Genomic DNA, 19806 nt, shown 5'->3' with positions numbered 1-19806 from the left:
CGCGTGAGCGAGGAGCAGGCCCGCACCGACGGCGCCGCGGCAGACGCCGCGGCCGCACCGTCGCTGGAGGAATCCTTCCGCGCGCTCGGCACGGCCGGACGCGAAGGACTCACCGCCACCCTGGACACCGGCCGCGCCCTACGCAAGCTGGTGGCCGCGGACTTCGCCCTGGCCCGTGCCGCCCTGGCGCGGGCCTTCGTGTGGATGACCGTGGCGGTGGCGTTCGGCGCCTCGGCCTGGATGCTGCTGATGGGCGCGATGATCGCCTTGCTGCAGCGCATGGGCTGGTCGTGGCTGGCATCGATCTCGGCGACCGCTGCCTTCAGCCTGGTGGTCACCGCGCTCGGTGCCTGGCAGGCGCTGCGCTACTTCGATATGAGCAAGCTCGACGCCACCCGCCGCCAGTTGGCCAAGCTGGGCATCGGCGGCGACGACGAGGACGGCGACGACGACATCGCCAAGGGTGAGGCCACGCCATGAGCCTGCGGCAATTGCAGCACCGTATCGCCCGCGCCGAAGCCGTGCTGGAAGGCCGCCAGGAGCAGGTGCGCACGCACTGGGCGACCCTGCAGCAGGTCTGGCGCGAAGGTTGGACGCCGTGGCGGATCGTCGTGGTCGGCCTCGGCACCGGCTTCCTGGTCGGGCGCGCCGAACCGGCGGCGGTGGTCGGCAAGCTCGGCGGCGCACGCTGGCTGCAGATGCTCAGCGCGGTGTCGAGCCTGATCAACGCCACCACCGCCAAGAGCGCGTCCGATAACGCCGAGCGCGCCTCCGACGATGCGGAGGAGGCCGCGGACACGGCACAGGATGCGGCAGTGGATGCCGCCACCCAGACACCGCCACCCGCCACACCGGTTCCTCCATCTCCTGCTCGTCCGCAGCCGGTGCGGCCGCCGACGGCCTCGCGGCCCGGGCACCCCGCCGCCGCGGAAGCGGCCACCGATCTGTCCGAGCGCTAGGGCGGCCCCGTTGTAGGGGCGGCTTCAGCCGCGATGGGCGTTCCCGGTAAAGCCTGTCGCGGCTGAAGCCGCTCCTACGCCGGACTTTGCAGCCGGTGTGATGACTGCGCCGCCACGCCGCGCGCACGCGGCGGCCACGCGGTCTTGATACCGCGCCGGCCACGATCGGCCTACACTTCGCTTCCTTTCCGACGCCGCTCGGCGCGTGCACTGCGGCGCGCGGCGCGGCCACCGCATCGCAGGTTCGATGAGCACAGTTCCCGATCCCGCGGCCGTCGCCGACGACGCGCCGCACGGCCCCCTGCCGCCGCCGCCCGCACCGCGTCCGCGCGGACCGGTCTCGCTGGTGGTGCTGGCCACCCTGGCGGTCTGCTACACGCTGTGGGCCGCGCAGGACGTGATCCTGCCGATCCTGCTTGCGGCCTTCTTCGCCCTGGTCGGCAACCCGATCCTGCGGATGCTGCAACGGCTGTACCTGCCGCGCTTCCTGGCCGCGCTGCTGGTGCTGCTGTCGGGCATGGCGGTGGCGACGACGCTGACCGTGCAGCTGGCCGGCCCCGCCGCCGAGTGGGCGCAGCAGGCGCCGGCGCAGCTGCGCCACCTGGCCAACCAGGTGCGCGACCTGACCAAGCCGATGCAGCAGGCCAACCAGGCCGCGGAAAACTTCGCGCGCGCCGCCGGCGGCGAGAGCGGCCGCCGCGTGCAGGTGATCCGCACGCAGATGGACGATCCGTACAAGGCGCTGGTGCGGACCCCGCGGCTGGCCGCCTCGGCCCTGGCCGTGGTGCTGCTGACATTCTTCTTCATGGTGTTCGGCGAGAACCTGCAACGCCATGCGATCGCGTTGCTGCCCAGCCGCCAGCAGCAGAAGTTCACCACCGAGATCCTGCGCTCGATCGAACGCGAGGTCTCGCGCTACGTGTTGACCATCACCGTGATCAACACGCTGGTCGGCCTGATCTTCGCCGGCATCCTGATCGTGCTGAAGATCCCGCCGCAGGAAGCGCTGCTGTGGGGCACGGTGGTGGCGCTGCTGAACTTCGCGCCGTACGTGGGGCCACTGATCGGCGCGGTGCTGATGCTGCTGATGGGCTTCGTCGCCTTCCGCGATCCGCTGAGCGCGGCGCTGCCGGCGATCCTGTACCTGGCCCTGCACACGCTGGAAGGTCAGGTGGTAACGCCGATCGTGCTCGGCCGGCGCATGGCGATCTCGCCGCTGATGCTGATCCTGGCGCTGATGCTATTCGGTTGGCTGTGGGGCATGATCGGCCTGCTGCTGGCGGTGCCGCTGCTGGTGTGCATCAAGATGGTGCTGGCGCGGGTGGAGGGCATGCAGCGCTGGGCGCGGCTGCTTGAGTGATGCGGGATTCGGGAGTCGGGATTGGGGATTGGTGGAAGCGCGCGGGTACTGTCTACCGGGCACGGCCATCGTAGGCCTCGGCGCTTGGCGTAAAATGCGCCGGTGACTTCCATGCCCTCCTTCCCCGTCCGCGCGATCACGCTGGATCTGGACGACACCCTGTGGCCGTTCGCGCCCATCGGTGCGCGCATCGAGCAGGTGCTGCACGAGTGGCTGCTGCAGCACAGCCCGGCCACCGCCGCGCGCTTTCCGGTCGCGGCGATGCGACAGCTGCGCGAAGACGTGTTCGCCGCGCATCCGCACCTTCACCACGACCTCAGCGAACTGCGCCGCTTGACGCTGCGCCGCGCGCTGCACGAGAGCGGCGCCGACGCCGCCCTGCTGGAGCCGGCCTATGCGGTGTTCCATGCCGCGCGCAACCAGGTGGAGTGCTACCCGGACAGCATCACCGCGCTGGAGCGCATCGCCGCGCGCGTGCCGGTGGTGGCGCTGAGCAACGGCAATGCCGACCTGACCACGATCGGCCTGGACCAGCATTTCGCCTTCCAGCTCAGCGCCCGCGACCACGGCGCGGCCAAGCCGGACCCCGGCATCTTCCGCGCTGCCTGCGCACGCCTGGGCCTGCCCTGCGCGCAGGTGCTGCATGTGGGCGACCACATCGAGATCGACGTGGTCGGCGCGATGCAGGCCGGCCTGCGCGGTTGCTGGATCAACCGCGACGCGCAGGCCTGGCATCCGCCGACCCCGCCCGACCTGCACTTCGACACCCTCACCGGCCTGGCCGACTGGCTGGACGCGACCCAGCCGGCCGCCGCGGCGCGCGCCTGATCCGCGCGCCCTCGCCTGCCGGTCCTCTCCCCCTTCCAAGGATCCGCTGATGTCCCTGCCGACCGGCTTCACCGACGCCTCCACCCACGCCCTGCCGCTGTACGTGCTCGACCGCGAACACCTGGCCGAATGGCGCGCGGCGCAATCGCCGGCCTGGGTGGCGTGGATGGATACCCAGCAATTCATGGCCGCGCCGGGCAGCGTGCTGCTGCTGCCGGGCGCCGACGGCGTGGCCGCGGCGGTGCTGGGCGTCGGCGATCGCGGCGATGCGTATGCCTACGCGCATGCGCCCTTCGCACTGCCGGCCGGCAGCACCTGGCGCGTGGAAACGGCACTGGACGCGGACACGCTGGCGGCGCTGCACCTGGGCTGGGGCCTGGGCAGCTACCGCTTCGCCCGCTACAAGCAACCGCCGCGGCTGCCGGCGCAGTTGCTGGCCACGCCGCAGGCCGAAGTGTGCGACCTGATCGCCGCCAGCCTGCGCGTGCGCGACTGGGTCAACACGCCGACCGAGCACATGGGGCCGGAGCAACTGGAAGAGGCCGCACGCGCGATCGCGCACGAACACGGCGCGCAGTTCGAGAGCATCGTCGGCGACGCGCTGCTGGAGCAGAACTTCCCGGCGATCCATGCGGTCGGCCGCGCCTCGCACCGCGCGCCGCGGCTGCTGGTGCTGCGCTGGGGCGAGGAGGCGCACCCGCACGTGGCGCTGGTCGGCAAGGGCGTGTGCTTCGACACCGGCGGCTTGGACCTGAAGCCGGCCGACGGCATGCGCAACATGAAGAAGGACATGGGCGGCGCCGCACACGCGCTGGCGCTGGCCGGACTGGTGATGGCGCAGCGCCTGCCGCTGCGGCTGACCGTGCTGCTGCCGGCGGTGGAAAACGCCGTGGGCCCTAACGCGTTCCGCCCGGGCGAGGTCATCGCCACCCGCCAGGGCACCAGCGTGGAAATCGACAACACCGACGCCGAAGGCCGCCTGGTGCTGTGCGATGCGCTGGCCTATGCCGGCGAACAGCGCCCGGACGCGATCCTGGATTTCGCCACCCTGACCGGCGCGGCGCGCATCGCCCTGGGTCCCGACCTGCCCGCGCTCTTCAGCAACGACGACACGCTGGCGCAGGCCTGGATCGCCGCCGGCGAGCGCACCCGCGACCCGGTCTGGCGTATGCCGCTGTGGCGTCCTTACCTGCGCTATCTCACCAGCTCGGTCGCCGACCTGGCCAACGCCGGCTCGCGCATGGCCGGTGCGGTCACCGCGGCGCTGTACCTGGAGCGTTTCGTGCCGGCGCGGCAGGCGTGGGCGCACCTGGACGTGTACGCCTGGAACGACAGCGACCGCCCCGGCCGCCCGGCGGGTGGCGAAGCACTGGCGCTGCGTTCGGCGTACGCCATGCTCAAGGCGCGTTACGCGGGGTAAGCCGCGTTCGATGCGGCTGCGCGGCCGAGGTCGCGCAGGCTGGCGCTGCTGCGCCGGTGGCTAGGCAACAGCACGCGGTTCATTGCCGCGCATGCATCTCGTGCAGAGGCCACTTCGGCTGCGATGCGGCGGTGTGCGGTTTGGTCGCCTTCGGAGGCCGTCGGGACTGAAGTCCCTCCCACAATGCACCCCACACTGATCGTGTTCTTGTAGGAGCGGCTTCAGCCGCGATGGGCCTTCCCATGAACGCCTGTCGCGGCTGAAGCCGCTCCTACGACAGCAGGCAGCAGGCGCGCGGCAAACCAACCGCTGCGCGCTTTCCTGCCGATCGCCGGGGCACGCCAATCGGTGCGCCGGCCATACCTTCAACCCGCCAGTGCCTGCAGCGATTCGCGTTCGATACCGGCGTAGATGGCGAACTCATCGTGCACCGTCGCACCCAGTGCCTGCTCGAACGCGGCGCGGTTGGCGTGCGCGGCGTAGGCGCGCTGTTCGCCGCCGCCGAGGTTGGACTGGAAGATGCCGGCGGCGCTGACCGGCAGGAAATCCTCGTAGACGATCGGGTCGGCGCTGGCCAGGCCATCGGCGATCAATGATTCGGCCGGCTTGCCGGCCAGGGCCGCGGCGCCGGCGGCGCGACCGGCGTCGGTCAGTGCGTAGCGGAAATAGCCCAGGCCCTCGCGGCGCAGGGTGGCGTAATCGTCGGGGAAATCGGCGAACGCGGCCTGCAGGCGCGTGGCGTAGTCGGCACCGGCGCTGCCATCGGCGGCGCGTGCGCGTTCCAGCAGCGCGTCGTACAGCGCGCGGCCCTTCGGCGTCAGGGCCAGCCCGCGCTGCTCGATCTCGCCGAACCGCGCGGTGTGAGTGCCTGCCTCGGCGCTGTCCGCGCCCGCCGGGAAGCGCACGGTTTCCTCCAGGGCCTTGAAGCTGGTCTGGCGCAGCAGGATCGGGCAGGCGCGACGCGGCGGGCCTTCGATCACCGCCTTGGCGTCGATGCCCCGGCGCAGCATCTCGGCCTGCGCGGCATCGATGTCCAGGGTGCGCGGGGTCAGGTGGTTGATGTGCGGGCCATGGAAGCTGACCACGTCGGCGATCAGCTTGTGGGCTTCGCTCAGCGCGCGATAGGTCGGCAGGCTCACGGTGGCATCGCTGTGCCAGCGGAAGGTTTCCAGCGCCTCGGCGACGAAGCGCTGCGCATCGGCCTCGCCCAGGCCGCCGTCGCGTTCGCACTGCGCGATCAACGCGAGCGCGCCGTCGGTGAAGATGCGTCGCTTGGCGAGGATCTGCGCGGCCTGTTCGCGCAGTGCCGGGTCCTCGATCAGCTCCAGCCGCAGCAGCGAGGTGAACACGCGGAACGGATTGCGCGCCAACGCCGCGGCATCCAGCGGGCGGAACGCGGTGGAGTGCACCGGCACGCCGGCCACCGACAGGTCGTAATAGCCCACCGGCGCCATGCCCATCACCGCGAACAGGCGGCGCAGCGTGGCCAGTTCCTCGGCGGTGCCGACGCGGATCGCGCCATGCCGCTCCTGGTCCAGACGCGCGCGCTCGTCGTTGCGCTGCAGTTGTGCCTCCAGCGCCGGGTCCGCGGCCAGGGTCTGCGCATTGACCTGCGCCACCAGCTCCATCAGCGTGCCGTACAGCGGCACCTCGGTGCGGTACATGTCGGACATGGCCTGCGCGAACAGGCTGCGGATAGCGTCGGGCGAAACGAAGGCGTTGGTCATCGGGCGGTCCGGGACGGCGGTGGCGCCGGCGGCAGGACCGGCAGAACGCCTATTCTCGCGCCGTGGCGGCGGCGCGGCCAGTGCGGATGAATGCGCGGCGCGTATCGGTGCGACACGGGAGTGGCCGGCACCGCTGTCTCCTTCTCCCGCCGGGAGAAGGTGCCCTGCAGGGGCGGATGAGGGTCCGGGCGCAGCCTCATGCCCCCAAACTACATGAGGCGCTGCGCGCACCGACCCTCACCCCAACCCCTCTCCCGGGGGGTGAGGGGCTAGGTGTGCGCTGACGTTGGTGCATAGCGGTGCCTGCATGCCGTGCACGGCAACGGGACGTTCGCGCAACCGCATGGGCGACCGTGCAGGCGGCCGCGCTGTGTCGTTGTGCTCCCCCGCGCTTATTGCGTGCGCGTGGACCCGTCCTGGGGCTGTGCCGCGGCGCGGTCGCGGGCGGCGCGGTCGCCCAGTTGCCGGCGCAACAGCGCGTCCAGCACGATCGGCCGGTCCCAGTGATCGTAGCTGGCGACGATGGCATGGCGCAGCGCGCGGTAGGCCAGCGAGCCGGGCGGCGCGTCCAGGCCGCTCGCCACCACTGCCCAGCCGGCAGGGACGCCGGCCGCGGTGCGGGCGCGCACCACCTCGCGGTAAGGCCGTCCCGCGGCCTTGGCCAGGAACGCGGCGACATAGACATCGCGCGGTGGCCAGCGCCGATCGCGCAGCAGCACCTCGGCATAGCCGCGCGGCATCTGCGCGTAGCGCACGACCTCGTCGAGGAAACTGTCGGGGTAGCGCGCGGCGTAGCGATCGATGTCCAGCAACTGGCGATCGATCCAGGCATCGTCGGTGCCGGGCACCTCGACCGGCGCCGCATCCCCACCCTCGGAGGCAGGGGCGCGCGCGGGCGCCGCCGCCCCCTGCGCCATGGCCGGGCCGGCAGCCACCAGGGCAGCGCACAGGAACAGACCGGCAGGAGACGGAAGCAGACGCATGCGTCGATTCTGCCGGAGGCAGTGGGCGCTGTCAGCGCGGCAGGCTGGCAGGGATGTGCACCGCGGGCTCGGCGGTGTCGCGGCTGAAGCCGCTCCTACGCGACAAAGCCAGACGCCGCCGCCTGGCGCGGCACTGGCTCAGCCCCGCTGCAGGCCCGCCGCATGCCGGTTGAGATCCGCCACCGCCTGCGGCCAGTCCGCGGCCGCGGCCACTTCGCGCAGGCGCGGCTCGTCGGCCGACAGGCCGTGCTCGGCCTCGTGCGCCCAGGTGGTGGTGTACGGCGTATGGATGCCCCAGCCGCCGAGCGCGATCACCGGCTCCACGTCCGAACGCAGCGAGTTGCCGATCATCACGAAGCGCTCGGCGCCGATGCCGAATTCGGACAGCACCCTGGCATAGGTCTGCGGGTCCTTCTCCGACACCACCTCGATGCGCGGGAACAGGTCGCCCAGGCCGGACTGCGCGATCTTGGCTTCCTGGTGGAACAGGTCGCCCTTGGTGATCAGCACGATCTCGAACTCGGCCGCGATCGCGGCCACCGCTTCGCGCACGCCGGCGATCACCTCCACCGGATGCTGCAGGGTGGCGCGGCCGATCTCGACGATACGCCCGATGTCGCGCGCGGAAATGCGCGCCTCGGTCAGCTCGATCGCCGCCTCGATCATCGACAGGGTCATGCCCTTCACGCCATACCCGAAGACCTTGAGATTGCGGCGCTCCACCGTCAGCAGATGCTGCAGGGTGGCGGTGTCGTGCAGGTCCAGGTACTGGCCGAGGATGGCTTCGAACGCAGCCTCGGCGTCGCGGTAATAGTCCTCGCTCTTCCACAGGGTGTCGTCGCCGTCGAAACCGACCAAGGCGATGGGAGAAGAGCGCAGAGCGGTGGGCGTGGGCATCGGCCAAGCATAGCAGCGCTGCAAAGGTGGCCATACGACCTGCGGCGCCGCATCCCGTACAAACGGACGACGGCGGCCCGAGGGCCGCCGTCGTGTGGATCGCATTGCGCGCCACTGGCGCGTCAGTCTTGATCGATTCGGTCCCGGCGGGCGGTGCGCGCCCTCATCGCCGCGCCACCGCCGCGCCGGTCCCGCTCCCGTTACTGGCCGCCGTTGCTGTCGCTGCCGGTGCTGCCGCCGGTGGCCGCACCGCCCTGCTGCTTGGCGACGTAGGCCTTGTACTCGTCCGGGGTCAGCTTGCCGTTATGGTCGGCGTCGGCCTGGGCGAAGATCTGGCTGAGGCCGGCGTTGACCTGCGCCTCCTGCTTGCTGATGGCGCCGTCCTTGTCGGCGTCCACGTCGGCCCAGGTCTGGGCGCCGCCCGAGGCCGCACCGGCCTGTCCACTCTGGCCGGTGGCGCTGGTGGACGACTGCGTCTGCGCCTGCGCGGCGGCGTCTGCCTGCGCATCCTGGGCGAAGGCCGGCAGGGCCAGCGCGGCGGCGAGAATGGCGGCGGTACCGATCAGCGGGGTGCGGGTGCGGATGTTCATGGGTGGATTCTCCTTGACGTTCGGTTTGGCTCTCGGTGTGGCATGTCCGGTCGATTCCGGAACACGGCCCTACCGTGCCCACCTCAGACTGAATCCATTCCCTGTCGAAAATCGCCGCAAAACGGATCGTTAACCACGGCGCTCGTGCGGCGCGCTACCGCACTGGTTAGGATTCCGTCAGCAAGCAGTAAGGCGTCCATTCGAGACGTTTGGATTGCAGAAAGAAAACGTCTGTTTCAGCGTGTTTCGTGACCACCATCGCCGGCGTTTTCGCTTGAACGCGCCCTGAACACGATCCACGCCAAGGCCACGCCGGACAACGCGCCGGCCACCTCCAGCACCACCCGCGAACCCAGTTCGTCCGGATCGTGGATGCTGGCCAGGGCGATGCGCGCGTACAGCGGCGACTCCAGGCGCACGATGCTGGTGTAGAACAGGTTCCAGCAGTCGATGCCGGCGGACACCGCCACCGCGATCAGGCACGCGCCGCCGAGTTGCTGGCCCTCGGACCAGCCCAGCCGCCGGCCCAGCCACTGCCACAGCGCATACACCAGAAAGCCGACCGCCAAGGCGATCAGCCCGGCTTCCAGGGAGCCCAGCAGGCCGAAGTGCAGCGGCAGGTTCATCGGGTGTCCTCGGTCGGCAAGGACGCAAGTCTAGAGGCTGTCGCGCATCGGCGTACGAGACACCGCGCCGGCGCACGGATCAACTGGCGTTTTCGGCGATCGCGCTCACCACCGGCGCGCCGTCCTCGTCCCAGCGCACCGTCATCAGCATCGGCTTGCAGCACACCTGGCAGTCCTCCACGTATTGCTGCATGTCCACCGACGGATCCAGGGCGACGTCGATCCATTCGCCGCAGTAAGGGCATTGCAGGTCGACGAACTGGTGGGTACCGGTCATGGGCGAGTCCGTGGCGATCGGGACGAGACGCTAGCGCACCGGCACGTCGAAGGCGACGCCGGGGCTGGGCTCGGGCTGGAAAGTGTAGTGCCACCATTCCATCGGATAGTTGACGAAGCCGCGCGCGGCCATCGCCTTCAGCAATTGCTGACGATGCGCGCGCTGGGTGGCGTCGATGGTGGGCGTATCGGTGTGCGCGCTGGGATCGAAGAAGTCGAAGCCGGTGCCCATGTCCAGCGCGCGGCAGGCGCCCTGGCGGCAGTCCAGCAGGCCCAGGTCGACGGTGGCGCCGCGGCTGTGGCCGGAGTGTTCGGCGATGTAGTCGCCGAGCAGCACGCCCTTGTCGAGCTTGGGGTAGTAACGCGCCTTGGCCACCTGGTCCTGCGGATCGCGCGCCCAGGCGACGAAGGCGCGGACCGAGCGCTGCGGCCGGTAGCAATCGAACACCTGCAGGCGGTAACCGTTGGCCTGCAGGTCGCGTTGCACCTGCGCCAGGGCCGTGGCCACCGGCGCCAGCAGATAACACTTTGGTGCGTCGTAGCCGGGCACCGGGCGGCCGGTGAAGTTGTCGTAGCCGGCGTAGCGGATGTCCATCGCGATGTCCGGCGCGAGCGTATGCACGTCTACGAGCCCCGCCTGTTCCGGCGTGGTCGCCGGTGAGGTGGTCGGTTCCGCGGCGAGCGCGGCAGGCGCGACGACGAGCGCGAGGGCCAGGCCCACTGCGCGCAGTGCGCCAGGCCGGGCCCAGGTGCGCGAGGAACGGTGGTGGCGGGAGCGGCGGTCATGCGGCATGTGCGCAGCATAGGCCATGGCCGCGGCCGCTGTCCTGCCGCGCGCCTGCAAATACGCGCGATGCGAACTGCCCAATGCATGGCGGCCAGCGGCGCGTGCCGATGACCGCCCTGCGCAGCGCGACTCAGCGCCCGGGCGTCTGCGCCTGGGTCTGGGTGCGCTGCTGGTCCTGCACCTGCCGCTCCTGCGCCTGGCGCTGGGTCTCGGCGGCCAGTTGCTGCTGGCTCTGCTCCAGCGGCACGGTCGCCGCCTGCTGGCGGTCGACATAGGCGCGATGCACGTCGTGCGCGTTCTCCGGATTGCGCTGCACCGCGATCATGCCGTGACCGCGGCCTCGTAGTGCTTGAAGGTCTGGCCCAGTTCCCAATCCCCGTCGCGCATCGCAATCTTCTGGGGCAGGACGCGCGGCGTGGAAAGGACTGCGCGTCGGGTGCGCTACAGCGGTGCTCAGTGCGCTTCGAGTTCGTCGGCGCGGCGTGCGGTCATTTCCAGGCGGCATTCGGCCGCATCCACGCGCTCGGCCTGGCCGCCGTCCGGATCGGCGACGCACTTTTCGTCGCGCTCGGCGATCCACTTGCGCTGCCGCTCGCGCAGCGCATGCTGCTCGGCCTCGCCGAGCTTGGCCATCGCCGCCTTGTAGGCGGTGTTGAGGCGCTGGTCCTGGTAGGCATGTTCGTCGGCAATACAGTCCAGCATCGCCGGGGTGGCACCGCCGGCGGCGGTGATGCAGGTGTCGTAGGACGGTCGCAGCACGGAGGAATCTCCCGACGCGCTGGAAGGACCGGGCGCCGCCGGCGCAGCGGCCGGCGTGGCCACGCACAAAAGCAGCAGGGAAGAGCGTTGGAACGCCTTGGCAATGGCCATGATCGGGTTACGTCCTTGTCGTGCGCGCGAGCGGGAAGGCGAGGTTCTAATCGATCGTTGTGCACCCTGTCCATCGCACGCCGCGATGGCAGGTGATTGTATTTGGCCAGCGTTGGGCAATGTCGCGCCGGCGCATGCGTGGCAAGGGCCGCCGCCATCGCCACGCACCACCGCCGCCGCGCGACATGCGCGACGGCGGCCGTGGCCGGAATCACCGATCAGCGCGGCGACTGGGTCTTTTCGCGCTGCGGGTCGGGCTGCTGCGCCTGCTCCTGCGCCTGCCGCTGAGTTTCGGCGGCCAACTGCTGCTGGCTGCGCTCCAGCGGCACCGCCGCGGCCTGCTGCCTGTCCACGTAGGCGCGATTGACGTCGTGCGGATTGTCGGGATTGCGCTGCACGGCGATCAGGCCACGGCGGTCGCCGCTGGGCACCAAGTCGTCGATGCGTTGCATGCCACTCACCTTGGCCTCGAACGCGACCTGGCCGGCGGCGCGCTGCATCTCTTCGGCGCTCTTGAAGCCGCCGTTGGGGCCCTGCTTCTGCAGGTGCTCCATGGCCTGCCTGTACAGCGGGTTGTCGGCCAGCGTCGCCGCGTCGGACTTGGCCTGCGTCGGCTGCTTGGCGATCGCCTCCAGGGTGGCCTTGTCGGCGATGCCGGTCGCCGCCAGGCCCTTCTCGCGTTGCAGGTTGGCGACCACTTCACTGGTGCGATCGCCGTAGTAGCCGGTGCCGCTGAGCAGCTTGCCCTGGTCGTCCTTGATGCCCAGTTCGATCAGGCGCTGCTGCATCGCCTTGACGTCGGCGCCCTGCTCGCCCGGTTTCAGCGCCGTGCGCGGCTCCTGCGTGCCCTGCGTCTGCGCCTGGGTCTGCTGGCGGTCCTGCAGCAGGTCGCGGCCCTTGGCCAGCGGATCGGAGGCGAACAGCTTGGCGTTCCGGTGCGTGGCCAGATAGTCGTCCAGCGGCATGGTGTTGACGCCCTTGCTGCCGGTGGACTGGCTGACCAGCAGCTCGCCGCTCTTGGGATCGCGCACGACCATCATGATGTGGTCGATGCCCTTCCAGTGCTCGTGCGCGGTCTTGCCCGAGTCCACGCCGATGACCATGCCTTCCTTCAACGCGCCGGGCTTGAACACGTCCTTGCCCTCCAGCAGCACGCCGGAGCTGTCGTAGGCCTTCTTGACGATCTCGCCGGAGCCGGTCATGCCCTGCACCAGCATGTCCTTCTGGGTGAACACGTCGCGGCCGGCCTTGCGGTTGATCTCGTTCATCGTCGCGTTCTGCAGCTCGGTCACCCAGCCGGAACAGTCGATGTAGCCCTGCGACAGATGCTTGCCGTCCACGCCGGGGTGGTAGTACTTGCTGCTCTTGACGTTGATCGCATACTTGACGTCGTCGTGCTTGACACCCAGGTCGTAGGCGGCGGTCAGGGCGATGCCGTCGTGGCCGCCCTGCTTGCCGCCTGCCTGCGTCGGCGTGCGCGCGGCCGCCGGCGCGGCCTGGTCCTCGGCGAGCGGCTTGATGCCCTTTTCCGGGATCGCGATGTGGTCGTACTTGGCGTCCCAGTACTTCACGAAGGCCTTGGCCATGTCCTGGTCGGACAGCTTCTTGAAGTCGGCCAGCGAGGTGCCGGTGTAGGCCTGGAACTGGCGCGCGCCCTGCGCGTCCTTTTCGCCGGGCACGTTGTTGAGGATGTTGGCGCGGGTGCCCTTCAATTCGAAGTGACCGGTGGCGATGGCGGCCTGGATCGAGCGGTAGCCGCCGGCGCCCTGCTGGTGCGCCATGTACATGTCCAGGCCGTCGGGCTGCGCGTTGCCGGACAGGTAGGGGCGGCCGTCGCGTTCGTGCTGACGGGTCAGGCTGTTGCGGTTGTCCTGGTACATGCGCGCGGCGGCATCGGTGTTGGCCACCGCGTCGAGCTCGCGGCCACGGATGCCGTAGGCGCTGGCGGCGCCGGGCGTGAACTGGAACAGGCCCTTGGCGCTGTTGGGACCGCGACTGGCCTGCTCGTCGAAGCGGCCGCCGGTTTCGATGTAGGCGAAGCGCATGAAATCGTCGACCGGAATCTGCCGCTGCCTGGCTTCCCGCTCGATGATGTCGAGATTCTCTGCCTTGGTGGTATCGCGTGCCATCTCGTGTAACTCCTTGAGGTTGAGGTACGGCCATCGCGGCCGCCTGGGTCAACCGAGCTCGTCCATGAGCTTGTTAGTGCGCGGTCAACAGAACGATTTGCGTACTGCGGAACATCGGGTGCTGCGTCCAGCGGCGCGCCGCCGGGGTCATGCGTCGGGCGTGGGCCGGTACTGGCCGCTGTCCGGGTCGTAGGCGTACTGCAGCACGTCGCTGCCATCGAGCAGGCGTGCCCGGCCGGGACCGGCGATGGCGGTGCCGTGCAGCGCCACCCGCAGCGCCGGCATGGGCTGGCTGGGTACCGCATGGAAATCCAGGGTGCCGGTGCTGGACACGTGCGGCACCACGCCATCCGGATCGCTGGCCGCCTCGTTGTCCTCGCCGGCCGCCACCGTGCCGCAATAGACCCAGCTGCGGTAATCGCCGAGGTCGTGCCGGTTCGGATCGAACACGAACAGCGCGAAGCCAGCCTCGGTGATGCCGTTGCCGAAGCGGGTGGTGGGCACGGCCAGCAGCAACCGGCCATCGCCCAGCGCATGCTGCTGCGGCGCGCGGCTGGTATCGAACGCATCGGCGCGCGCGTAGGCGCCGAAGCTGCCGATGTACCGCTGCGCATGCAGCACCATCCACGGCCGCTCGCCGCCGGGCGTGGTCAGCAGGAAGGTGGCGGCGCCGAGCGAGACGCCCTCGCCCGGGTTCGGGAAGGTTTCCGCATCGTCGATGCCGTACCGGCCCGGCGTGGCGTAGCTGAAACCGGTGTAGTAGTGCTTGCCGTCCAGCTCGACATGCTGGCCGCCCCAGAAATTCACCACGGCACCGTTGTCGATCTCGTAGGACACGGCGCCATCGCCGTCCCAGCCGTAGATCAGGTACAGCACGCTGCCCGCATCGGGTGGCACTTCGGGAGCGGCGGCGCGCTTGTTGTCGTTCGACATGTCCAGAACATCCTGTATTCGGTGAAGAAGCCGAGGGAGCCCACCCGCACCGCCCGCCACGCCCTGCTGCCGCGTGCGCCATGGCGCAGACGCGCACGGCACGGACGCGACGCCCCGGACGATGCTGCCGGCAGGCGCGAGTTCGGACGGAACGACGGTGACGTGCACTGCGGCCCCGAGCAGGGGCGGTGATGGCGGTCGCGCATGGCGAACCGCACGCCGGCAATCCACACCGGCATTTTCGGGCGAGTGCAGCATCCCATGCCGCTCGCGAATGACTCGCCTGATCATCAGGCCCCGTGGGGCGCATCTTAAACCAGGTCCCGCGCCCGAAACCACCGCCGCCGCGCGCGCCGCGCACACGCCCCGCGCCGTCCGTTCAACGGTCCAGCGGCGGGGTGTACTGCTGCTTGGCGGGGTCGTAGGTGTAGGTGACGGCGTCGGCCGGGCCCAGCGTGCGGACCTTGCCCGGCCCTTCCACCGCCGTGCCCTGCAGGGCGATCCGCAGCGACGGCACATTGCCGCTGGCCGGCGGCACGAAGCTCAGCGTGCCGGTGCTGGTGGCGCACTTCATGGTGCCCTGGTCGTCGCAGGCGGCGCTGTTGTCCTCGCCGGCGGCGACCGTGCCCAGGTATACCCAGCCCTTGTAGTCGCCCAGGTCGTTCTTGTTCGGGTCGAAGGTGAAGATCGCGAAGCCGGCGCTGGTGATGCCGTCGGCAAAGCGGGTGGTCGGCAGCGCCAGCAGCAGGTGGCCGTCCTGGGTGGCGGTGGTCTGCGGCTTGCGCTGTTCGTCCAGGGTGTCGGCCTTGCCGTCGGAGCCGAAGTCGCCGGCCCAGCGCTGCGCGTGGAACAGGGTCCAGGTCGGCTTGCCGCCGGCGCTGTCGAGCACGTAGGTGGCCTGGCTGATGCTGACGGTGGCGGCCGGGTCGGGCATGTCCTGGTCGCTGCCCTGGTCCCCAGGCTTGGCGTACTTGCCGCCGGTGGCGTTGGCGAACCCGGTGTAGTACTGCTTGCCGCCGAGGTCGAAGCGGAAGCCGTACCAGAAGCTGGCCGCCGCGCCGTTGTCGATGGCATAGGACGCCGAGCCATCGCCCTTGGCGCCGTAGATGTCGGCCAGCACCTGGCCCGGCGCAGGCACCTCGGCGGCGACCGGCTGTGCCGCCGCGTTCGTGTCGGCAGGCGCTGCCGGCGCACTCGCCGTTGCCGGGGTCTGCGCCGCGGGCGCATCGGCCGCCTTGTCCTTGCACCCGCCCAACAGCAGGAAGGTGGCCGCCCACAGGGCCGTGGTTCCTCGCCTCATCGCACTGCGTCCTTTGGAGTCCGTTGGCGCGCGATGCTACCAAGAACCGCGGCGGCGCCAAGTGACAGGCGTGCGCGCCGCCAGGACCGACGCTGGCGCCGCAGCGCGCCGGCTCAGGGCGCGTCCGGCTCCATCGCCGGGACCGGCTGCGGCCGCGCCAGCAGCGGCTGGGTCAGCGCGTACAGGATGCGCAGGTCTTCGGCGTCGAAGTCGGTGGCGTCGTTGCCGCGGTAGTGGTGGTGGAAGGCGCGCAGGGTCGCGGCGCGGTCGTCGACCGGATAGCCGATCAGCGCCAGCGCCTGCCATGGATCGAAGCCGGGCGGGGCCGGCGGCGTGTCGGCGGCCGGCCAACGGCCGAAGCCGGCCTCGGCCAGTCGCTTCCACGGGAACAGCGGACCCGGGTCGACCTTGCGCGAGGGCGCGAAGTCCTCGTGGCCGACCACCTGGGTGCGCGGGATGCGCAGGCGGGTGCACAGGTCCTCGAGCAGGACCAGCAGGCTGGCGATCTGTTCCTGCGCGAACGGGGTCTTGCCGTCGTTGTCCAGTTCGATGCCGATCGAGGCGGAGTTGATGTCGGTGATGGTGCCCCAGCGTCCGGCGCCGCCGTGCCAGGCTCGGTCCTGGTCGGCGACCAGTTGGTAGCGTGTGCCGTCGCGGCCGATCAGGTAGTGCGCGCTGACTTTGCCCTTGCTGTTGTGCGAGCGCAGCGTGTCCAGGCTCTGCTGTACCGAGTGCTGGTCGGTGTAGTGGATGACGATCAGGATCGGCCGGCGCGTGTCGTAGTTCGGCGACGGCACCCAGGTGGCCAGCGGATTGCGCTGCGGCGCGTGCGCGCAGGCCCCGAGCAGCGCGAGCGCGGCCAACAGCAGCAGCCGGCGCACGGCGGACGGGGACGGCACGGGAACGCGGGTCATGGGCACATCCTGGTCGGGGACGCACAAGCGTACGCAATCGGTGCGGCGGCGGCGTGCAGGCGCACGTCGACGCTACCGCCGCGCGCTCAGAAGCGGTAATTGAAGTTGACGGACCACTGCCGCCCGATCGCGCTGTACACCCGCGGGAAGTACGGCCAGGCGGTGTAGGTGTCGTCGCGCGGGTGCAGCGCGTCGAACACGTTGAGCACGCTCAGGCCGACGGTGGCCTTGTCGGTGATCTGCTTGGCGAGGTCGACGTTCCACACCAGGTAGGGCGCCACCCGCCCGCGCTCGGCGTAGTCGGGCCGCGAGCCGTAGCGGTAGCCGTACACGCTGGCCGACCAGTCGCCGCGGCTCCAGTTCGCACGCCAGTTGCTGCGCGTGCGGAACGCCAGGTAGTCGACGTCGTTCATCACGTCCACCGGGCGCGCGCCGGCGAACTGCGCCACCTCCATCCGCAGCACCCGGGTCAGCCCGCCCTGCAGGCCGAGTGTGCCCCAGGCGCCGAGGTCGAGGTCGTAGCGCAGGCTGGCGTCGACGCCGTCGGTGCGCATCAGCGACTGGTTGATGGGGAAGGTCTTGAACGCGGTGATCTGGCCTTCGCTGGTCAGGTCGGTACCCGGGCTGCGCGTGACCGCGTCCAGGTAGAAGCGGCAGGCCGCCGAGGCGGTGTCCACCGCGGCGCCGGCGCGGTCGCGGCCGAGCAGGCAGTTGGCGTTGTTCTCCAGCAGGGTTTCGCTGGAGATGGCTTCGACCCGCCCCTTCAGTTCGATGCGGTAGTAATCGACGCTCAGCGACAGCGCCGGCAGCACGTCCCACACTGCGCCGAGCGTGGTCGACTTGCCGGTCTCCTCGCGCAGCAGCGGATTGGATGCCTGGGTGGAGAAGGTCTGGTACTCGTGCGCGCTCGCGCAGGCCGCCGACAACGGATCCAGGCCGTCGCGGCGGCACAGGTATTCGTCGACCACGGTGGGATTGTTGGCGCTGGTGCCGGCGTAGATCCACAGCAGGTCCGGCGCGCGGAAGCTGGTGGCGTGGCTGCCGCGCAGCAGCAGGGTGTCGAACGGGCGCCACTCCAGGCCGGCCTGCCAGGTGGCCGCGCCATCGACCGCGGTGATGTCGTCGTAGGCGTCGTAGCGCGCGGCCAGGGTGGCGCTGAGCCGGCTGGCGATCGGCACGCGCAGCTCCAGGCCGGCGGCGTAGCGCTTGCGCGGGCCGCCGCCGGGGGTCTGGGTGAGGTTGTAGATGCGCTCGCTGCCGGTGTAGTCGACGGTGGTGCGCGGATCGGGCTGCAGGTCGTAGGTCTGCCGCGCCGCTTCCAGCACGGTGGCGATCTGCACCATGCCCGCCGGCAGTTCGAACAGGTCGCCGCTGACCACGAACTGGGCCTGGTCGGTGGCCGATTCGCCGCGGCTGACCACTTCGGTGGTGAGCTGCTGGTACAACGCCGGGCTGCCGGGCGCGAACAACCGGTCCGGGCGCACGCGGCGGATTTCGGTGCCGTCCGGCCGATAGCCCAGCACAGGCCCGAAGTAGTAATCGCGCACCGCATTGGTGAGGAAGCGCGGGCGCCGCGTGGTGATGTCGTAGCGCGACAGCGACACGCTGGCGTCCCAGTCGAAGCGCCCACCCAAGGCCTTGCCGCGCACGCCGGCGTTGAGATTCCAACTGCGCTCGTTGTAGTCGATGGTCTTGATGCCGCCGACCTCGTCGGGCAGGAAGATGCGCTGCGCGGTGACCAGCCCCAGGTCCGGATCGTAGGCGGTGAACGCGCCTTCGCCGATGTAGTAGTGGGTCTGGCTGGAGCTCTTGTCCTGCGAGCGGTTGGCCAGCAGTTGCGCATAGGCGACCACATCGTGGCCGAGCTCGGCATCGCCGGCCAGGTAGGCCGAGGTCTTGCCGTAGCCGTTCTGCACCGAGCGCCCGGCGTAGTAGTCGAACGCGCCGCAGCGGTTGGGCGCGGCCAGGCTGTCGCTGGTGCGGTAGGGACGGAACGCCGGATTGGTCGCGGCGCAGGCCGCGGCCAGCGCCTGCGGCGAGGTCGACAGCGCGCCCGCCTGCGGCCACAGATAGGTGTTGCCGCGGCGCAGGTACACGCCGGAGATCGACACGTTGGGCGAGCTGGGATCGGCCTTGTTGGCCGGATGGTCGTCGTAGGAATCCATGAAGCTGCGCTGGCGCGCCACGATGGGTTCGCGGTCCAGCCGTTCGAAGGCGTAGGTGACGCTCCAGCCGTCGCCGCGGCGCCCGCCGCTCCACTGCAGTTGCCCGGTATCGCCGCCGCCGCGGGTGGTGGTGCCGGCGCGCACGCGCAGGCTGTCGCCCTGGAAATCGCGCTTGGTGATGATGTTGACCACGCCGGCCACCGCGTCGGAGCCGTAGATGGCCGAGGCGCCGCCGCTCATCACTTCGATGCGCTCCACCGCCGCCGCCGGAATGCTGCCCAAGCTGACCGCGGTGCCGTTGGCGCCGTAAGGCTGCGGGTAGTCGGCCATGCGCTTGCCGTTGAGCAGGATCAGTTGATAGCCCGGCCCCAGCCCGCGCAGGTTGAGGTACTGGCCGTTGGGCGAACTGCCGGTCTGGTCGCTCTCGTTGAAGGTGCTGCCGCTGAACTGGGTCAGCGTGCCCAGCGATTCCCACACCGTGGCGAAGCCCTGCTTGCGGATGTCCTCGGCGGTGATGACGGTGACCGGCGCCGGGCCTTCCACCTGCGCGCGGGCGATGCGCGAGCCGGTGACCAGCACCGCATCGAGATCGCGCGGCGTCGCCGCCTGTTCCTGCGCCACGGCCGCTGCCGGCGAGGCCACGGCCAGCGTCGTCAGCGCGGCCAGCGCCACGCGTACGGGTCGCAAGGGAGAAGGACGACGAACGATTCGCATGGGCACGCGGCTCTCCTGCATGGCGCGGGTGGATGGCGCGAACGCCGCGGGCGCGGCCACCGACGAGCGCCTGTCCCTGGCGTCCACGCACACGGCGATGGCGCGTGGGCGGCACGCGGCCATCGTGTTGCGGGTCCTGCATCTTGCCGAGCGGACGCGGCGCTGCCGTGCGGTGCCTGCACGTTCCCCAGCGCCATCGCCACGCTTCCCCTGTGCAGCCGGGTGTAACACGCGCTCGCAAAACCTGTCAACGCAGCGCCTTGACAGAAAAAAACCGGGAATCGAAGATCCTGGCGTCGGCGCGCCGCATGCGTCGGCCTTCTTTCCA

At 70.3% G+C, this 19806-nt stretch carries 18 protein-coding genes and 1 pseudogene; 5 read left to right on the top strand and 14 right to left on the bottom strand.

The features are described from left to right. Positions 1–3: 3 nt before the first annotated feature. From AC1PK7_RS02725 to AC1PK7_RS02705, 5 genes are all read left to right on the top strand, one after another. Positions 4–480, top strand: coding sequence for a phage holin family protein (locus tag AC1PK7_RS02725; protein ID WP_420008795.1), 477 nt, complete (start codon positions 4–6; stop codon positions 478–480). Next, on the top strand, positions 477–959 hold the full coding sequence (locus AC1PK7_RS02720) for a hypothetical protein (protein ID WP_209032266.1): 483 nt from the start codon (positions 477–479) through the stop codon (positions 957–959). The genes AC1PK7_RS02725 and AC1PK7_RS02720 overlap by 4 nt, the downstream gene beginning before the upstream one ends. A gap of 247 nt (positions 960–1206) precedes the next feature. Further along, positions 1207–2319, top strand: coding sequence for an AI-2E family transporter (locus tag AC1PK7_RS02715; RefSeq protein WP_481099785.1), 1113 nt, complete (start codon positions 1207–1209; stop codon positions 2317–2319). Between the two features lie 111 nt (positions 2320–2430). After that, complete coding sequence (locus AC1PK7_RS02710) at positions 2431–3147, top strand: HAD family hydrolase (protein ID WP_481099784.1); 717 nt, start codon at positions 2431–2433, stop codon at positions 3145–3147. A gap of 49 nt (positions 3148–3196) precedes the next feature. Then, positions 3197–4567 carry a leucyl aminopeptidase family protein gene (locus tag AC1PK7_RS02705; protein ID WP_481099783.1) on the top strand — a complete coding sequence of 457 codons (1371 nt, stop codon included), beginning with the start codon at positions 3197–3199 and terminating at the stop codon, positions 4565–4567. A 365-nt stretch (positions 4568–4932) separates the two neighbouring features. Here the strand turns inward: AC1PK7_RS02705 and hglS are convergent, their stop codons facing one another. From hglS to AC1PK7_RS02635, 14 genes and pseudogenes are all read right to left on the bottom strand, one after another. Continuing rightward, on the bottom strand, positions 4933–6294 hold the full coding sequence (hglS, locus tag AC1PK7_RS02700) for a 2-oxoadipate dioxygenase/decarboxylase HglS (RefSeq protein ID WP_481099782.1): 1362 nt from the start codon (positions 6292–6294) through the stop codon (positions 4933–4935). Positions 6295–6686: 392 nt separating this feature from the next. Further along, positions 6687–7277 (bottom strand): hypothetical protein, encoded by a 591-nt coding sequence (locus tag AC1PK7_RS02695; protein ID WP_481099781.1) that lies wholly within the window; start codon positions 7275–7277, stop codon positions 6687–6689. 138 nt (positions 7278–7415) lie between these two features. Beyond that, complete coding sequence (locus AC1PK7_RS02690) at positions 7416–8174, bottom strand: HAD family hydrolase (RefSeq protein ID WP_481099780.1); 759 nt, start codon at positions 8172–8174, stop codon at positions 7416–7418. Positions 8175–8374: 200 nt separating this feature from the next. Continuing rightward, positions 8375–8764: an EF-hand domain-containing protein gene (locus AC1PK7_RS02685; protein ID WP_010340159.1), complete on the bottom strand. Its 390-nt coding sequence runs from the start codon at positions 8762–8764 to the stop codon at positions 8375–8377. 236 nt (positions 8765–9000) lie between these two features. Then, complete coding sequence (locus tag AC1PK7_RS02680; RefSeq protein ID WP_209032273.1) at positions 9001–9390, bottom strand: hypothetical protein; 390 nt, start codon at positions 9388–9390, stop codon at positions 9001–9003. A 79-nt stretch (positions 9391–9469) separates the two neighbouring features. Beyond that, the gene (locus AC1PK7_RS02675; protein ID WP_481099779.1) at positions 9470–9667 is read right to left on the bottom strand and encodes a CPXCG motif-containing cysteine-rich protein; all 198 of its coding nucleotides are present in this window, start codon (positions 9665–9667) and stop codon (positions 9470–9472) included. Between the two features lie 30 nt (positions 9668–9697). Then, the gene (locus AC1PK7_RS02670; protein ID WP_481099778.1) at positions 9698–10459 is read right to left on the bottom strand and encodes a M15 family metallopeptidase; all 762 of its coding nucleotides are present in this window, start codon (positions 10457–10459) and stop codon (positions 9698–9700) included. A 124-nt stretch (positions 10460–10583) separates the two neighbouring features. After that, positions 10584–10787: pseudogene (locus AC1PK7_RS02665) on the bottom strand (peptidoglycan-binding domain-containing protein); the annotation flags it as partial. A 119-nt stretch (positions 10788–10906) separates the two neighbouring features. Then, positions 10907–11212, bottom strand: coding sequence for a lysozyme inhibitor LprI family protein (locus AC1PK7_RS02660; protein ID WP_481099777.1), 306 nt, complete (start codon positions 11210–11212; stop codon positions 10907–10909). A gap of 329 nt (positions 11213–11541) precedes the next feature. Further along, the gene (locus tag AC1PK7_RS02655; RefSeq protein WP_481099776.1) at positions 11542–13452 is read right to left on the bottom strand and encodes an XVIPCD domain-containing protein; all 1911 of its coding nucleotides are present in this window, start codon (positions 13450–13452) and stop codon (positions 11542–11544) included. Between the two features lie 147 nt (positions 13453–13599). Beyond that, entirely contained in the window at positions 13600–14385 is a 786-nt protein-coding gene (locus tag AC1PK7_RS02650) for a hypothetical protein (RefSeq protein WP_481099775.1), read from the bottom strand. A 379-nt stretch (positions 14386–14764) separates the two neighbouring features. Next, the gene (locus tag AC1PK7_RS02645; RefSeq protein ID WP_481099774.1) at positions 14765–15685 is read right to left on the bottom strand and encodes a hypothetical protein; all 921 of its coding nucleotides are present in this window, start codon (positions 15683–15685) and stop codon (positions 14765–14767) included. A 113-nt stretch (positions 15686–15798) separates the two neighbouring features. Then, positions 15799–16599: an N-acetylmuramoyl-L-alanine amidase gene (locus AC1PK7_RS02640; RefSeq protein WP_481099773.1), complete on the bottom strand. Its 801-nt coding sequence runs from the start codon at positions 16597–16599 to the stop codon at positions 15799–15801. An 86-nt stretch (positions 16600–16685) separates the two neighbouring features. After that, positions 16686–19478: a TonB-dependent receptor plug domain-containing protein gene (locus AC1PK7_RS02635; protein ID WP_481099772.1), complete on the bottom strand. Its 2793-nt coding sequence runs from the start codon at positions 19476–19478 to the stop codon at positions 16686–16688. Positions 19479–19806 lie beyond the last annotated feature (328 nt).

The sequence above is a fragment of the Xanthomonas sp. NCPPB 3174 genome (assembly GCF_056725205.1).
The sequence above is the reverse complement of the archived record's forward strand: the minus strand, read 5'-3'. Positions and strand labels throughout refer to the sequence as shown.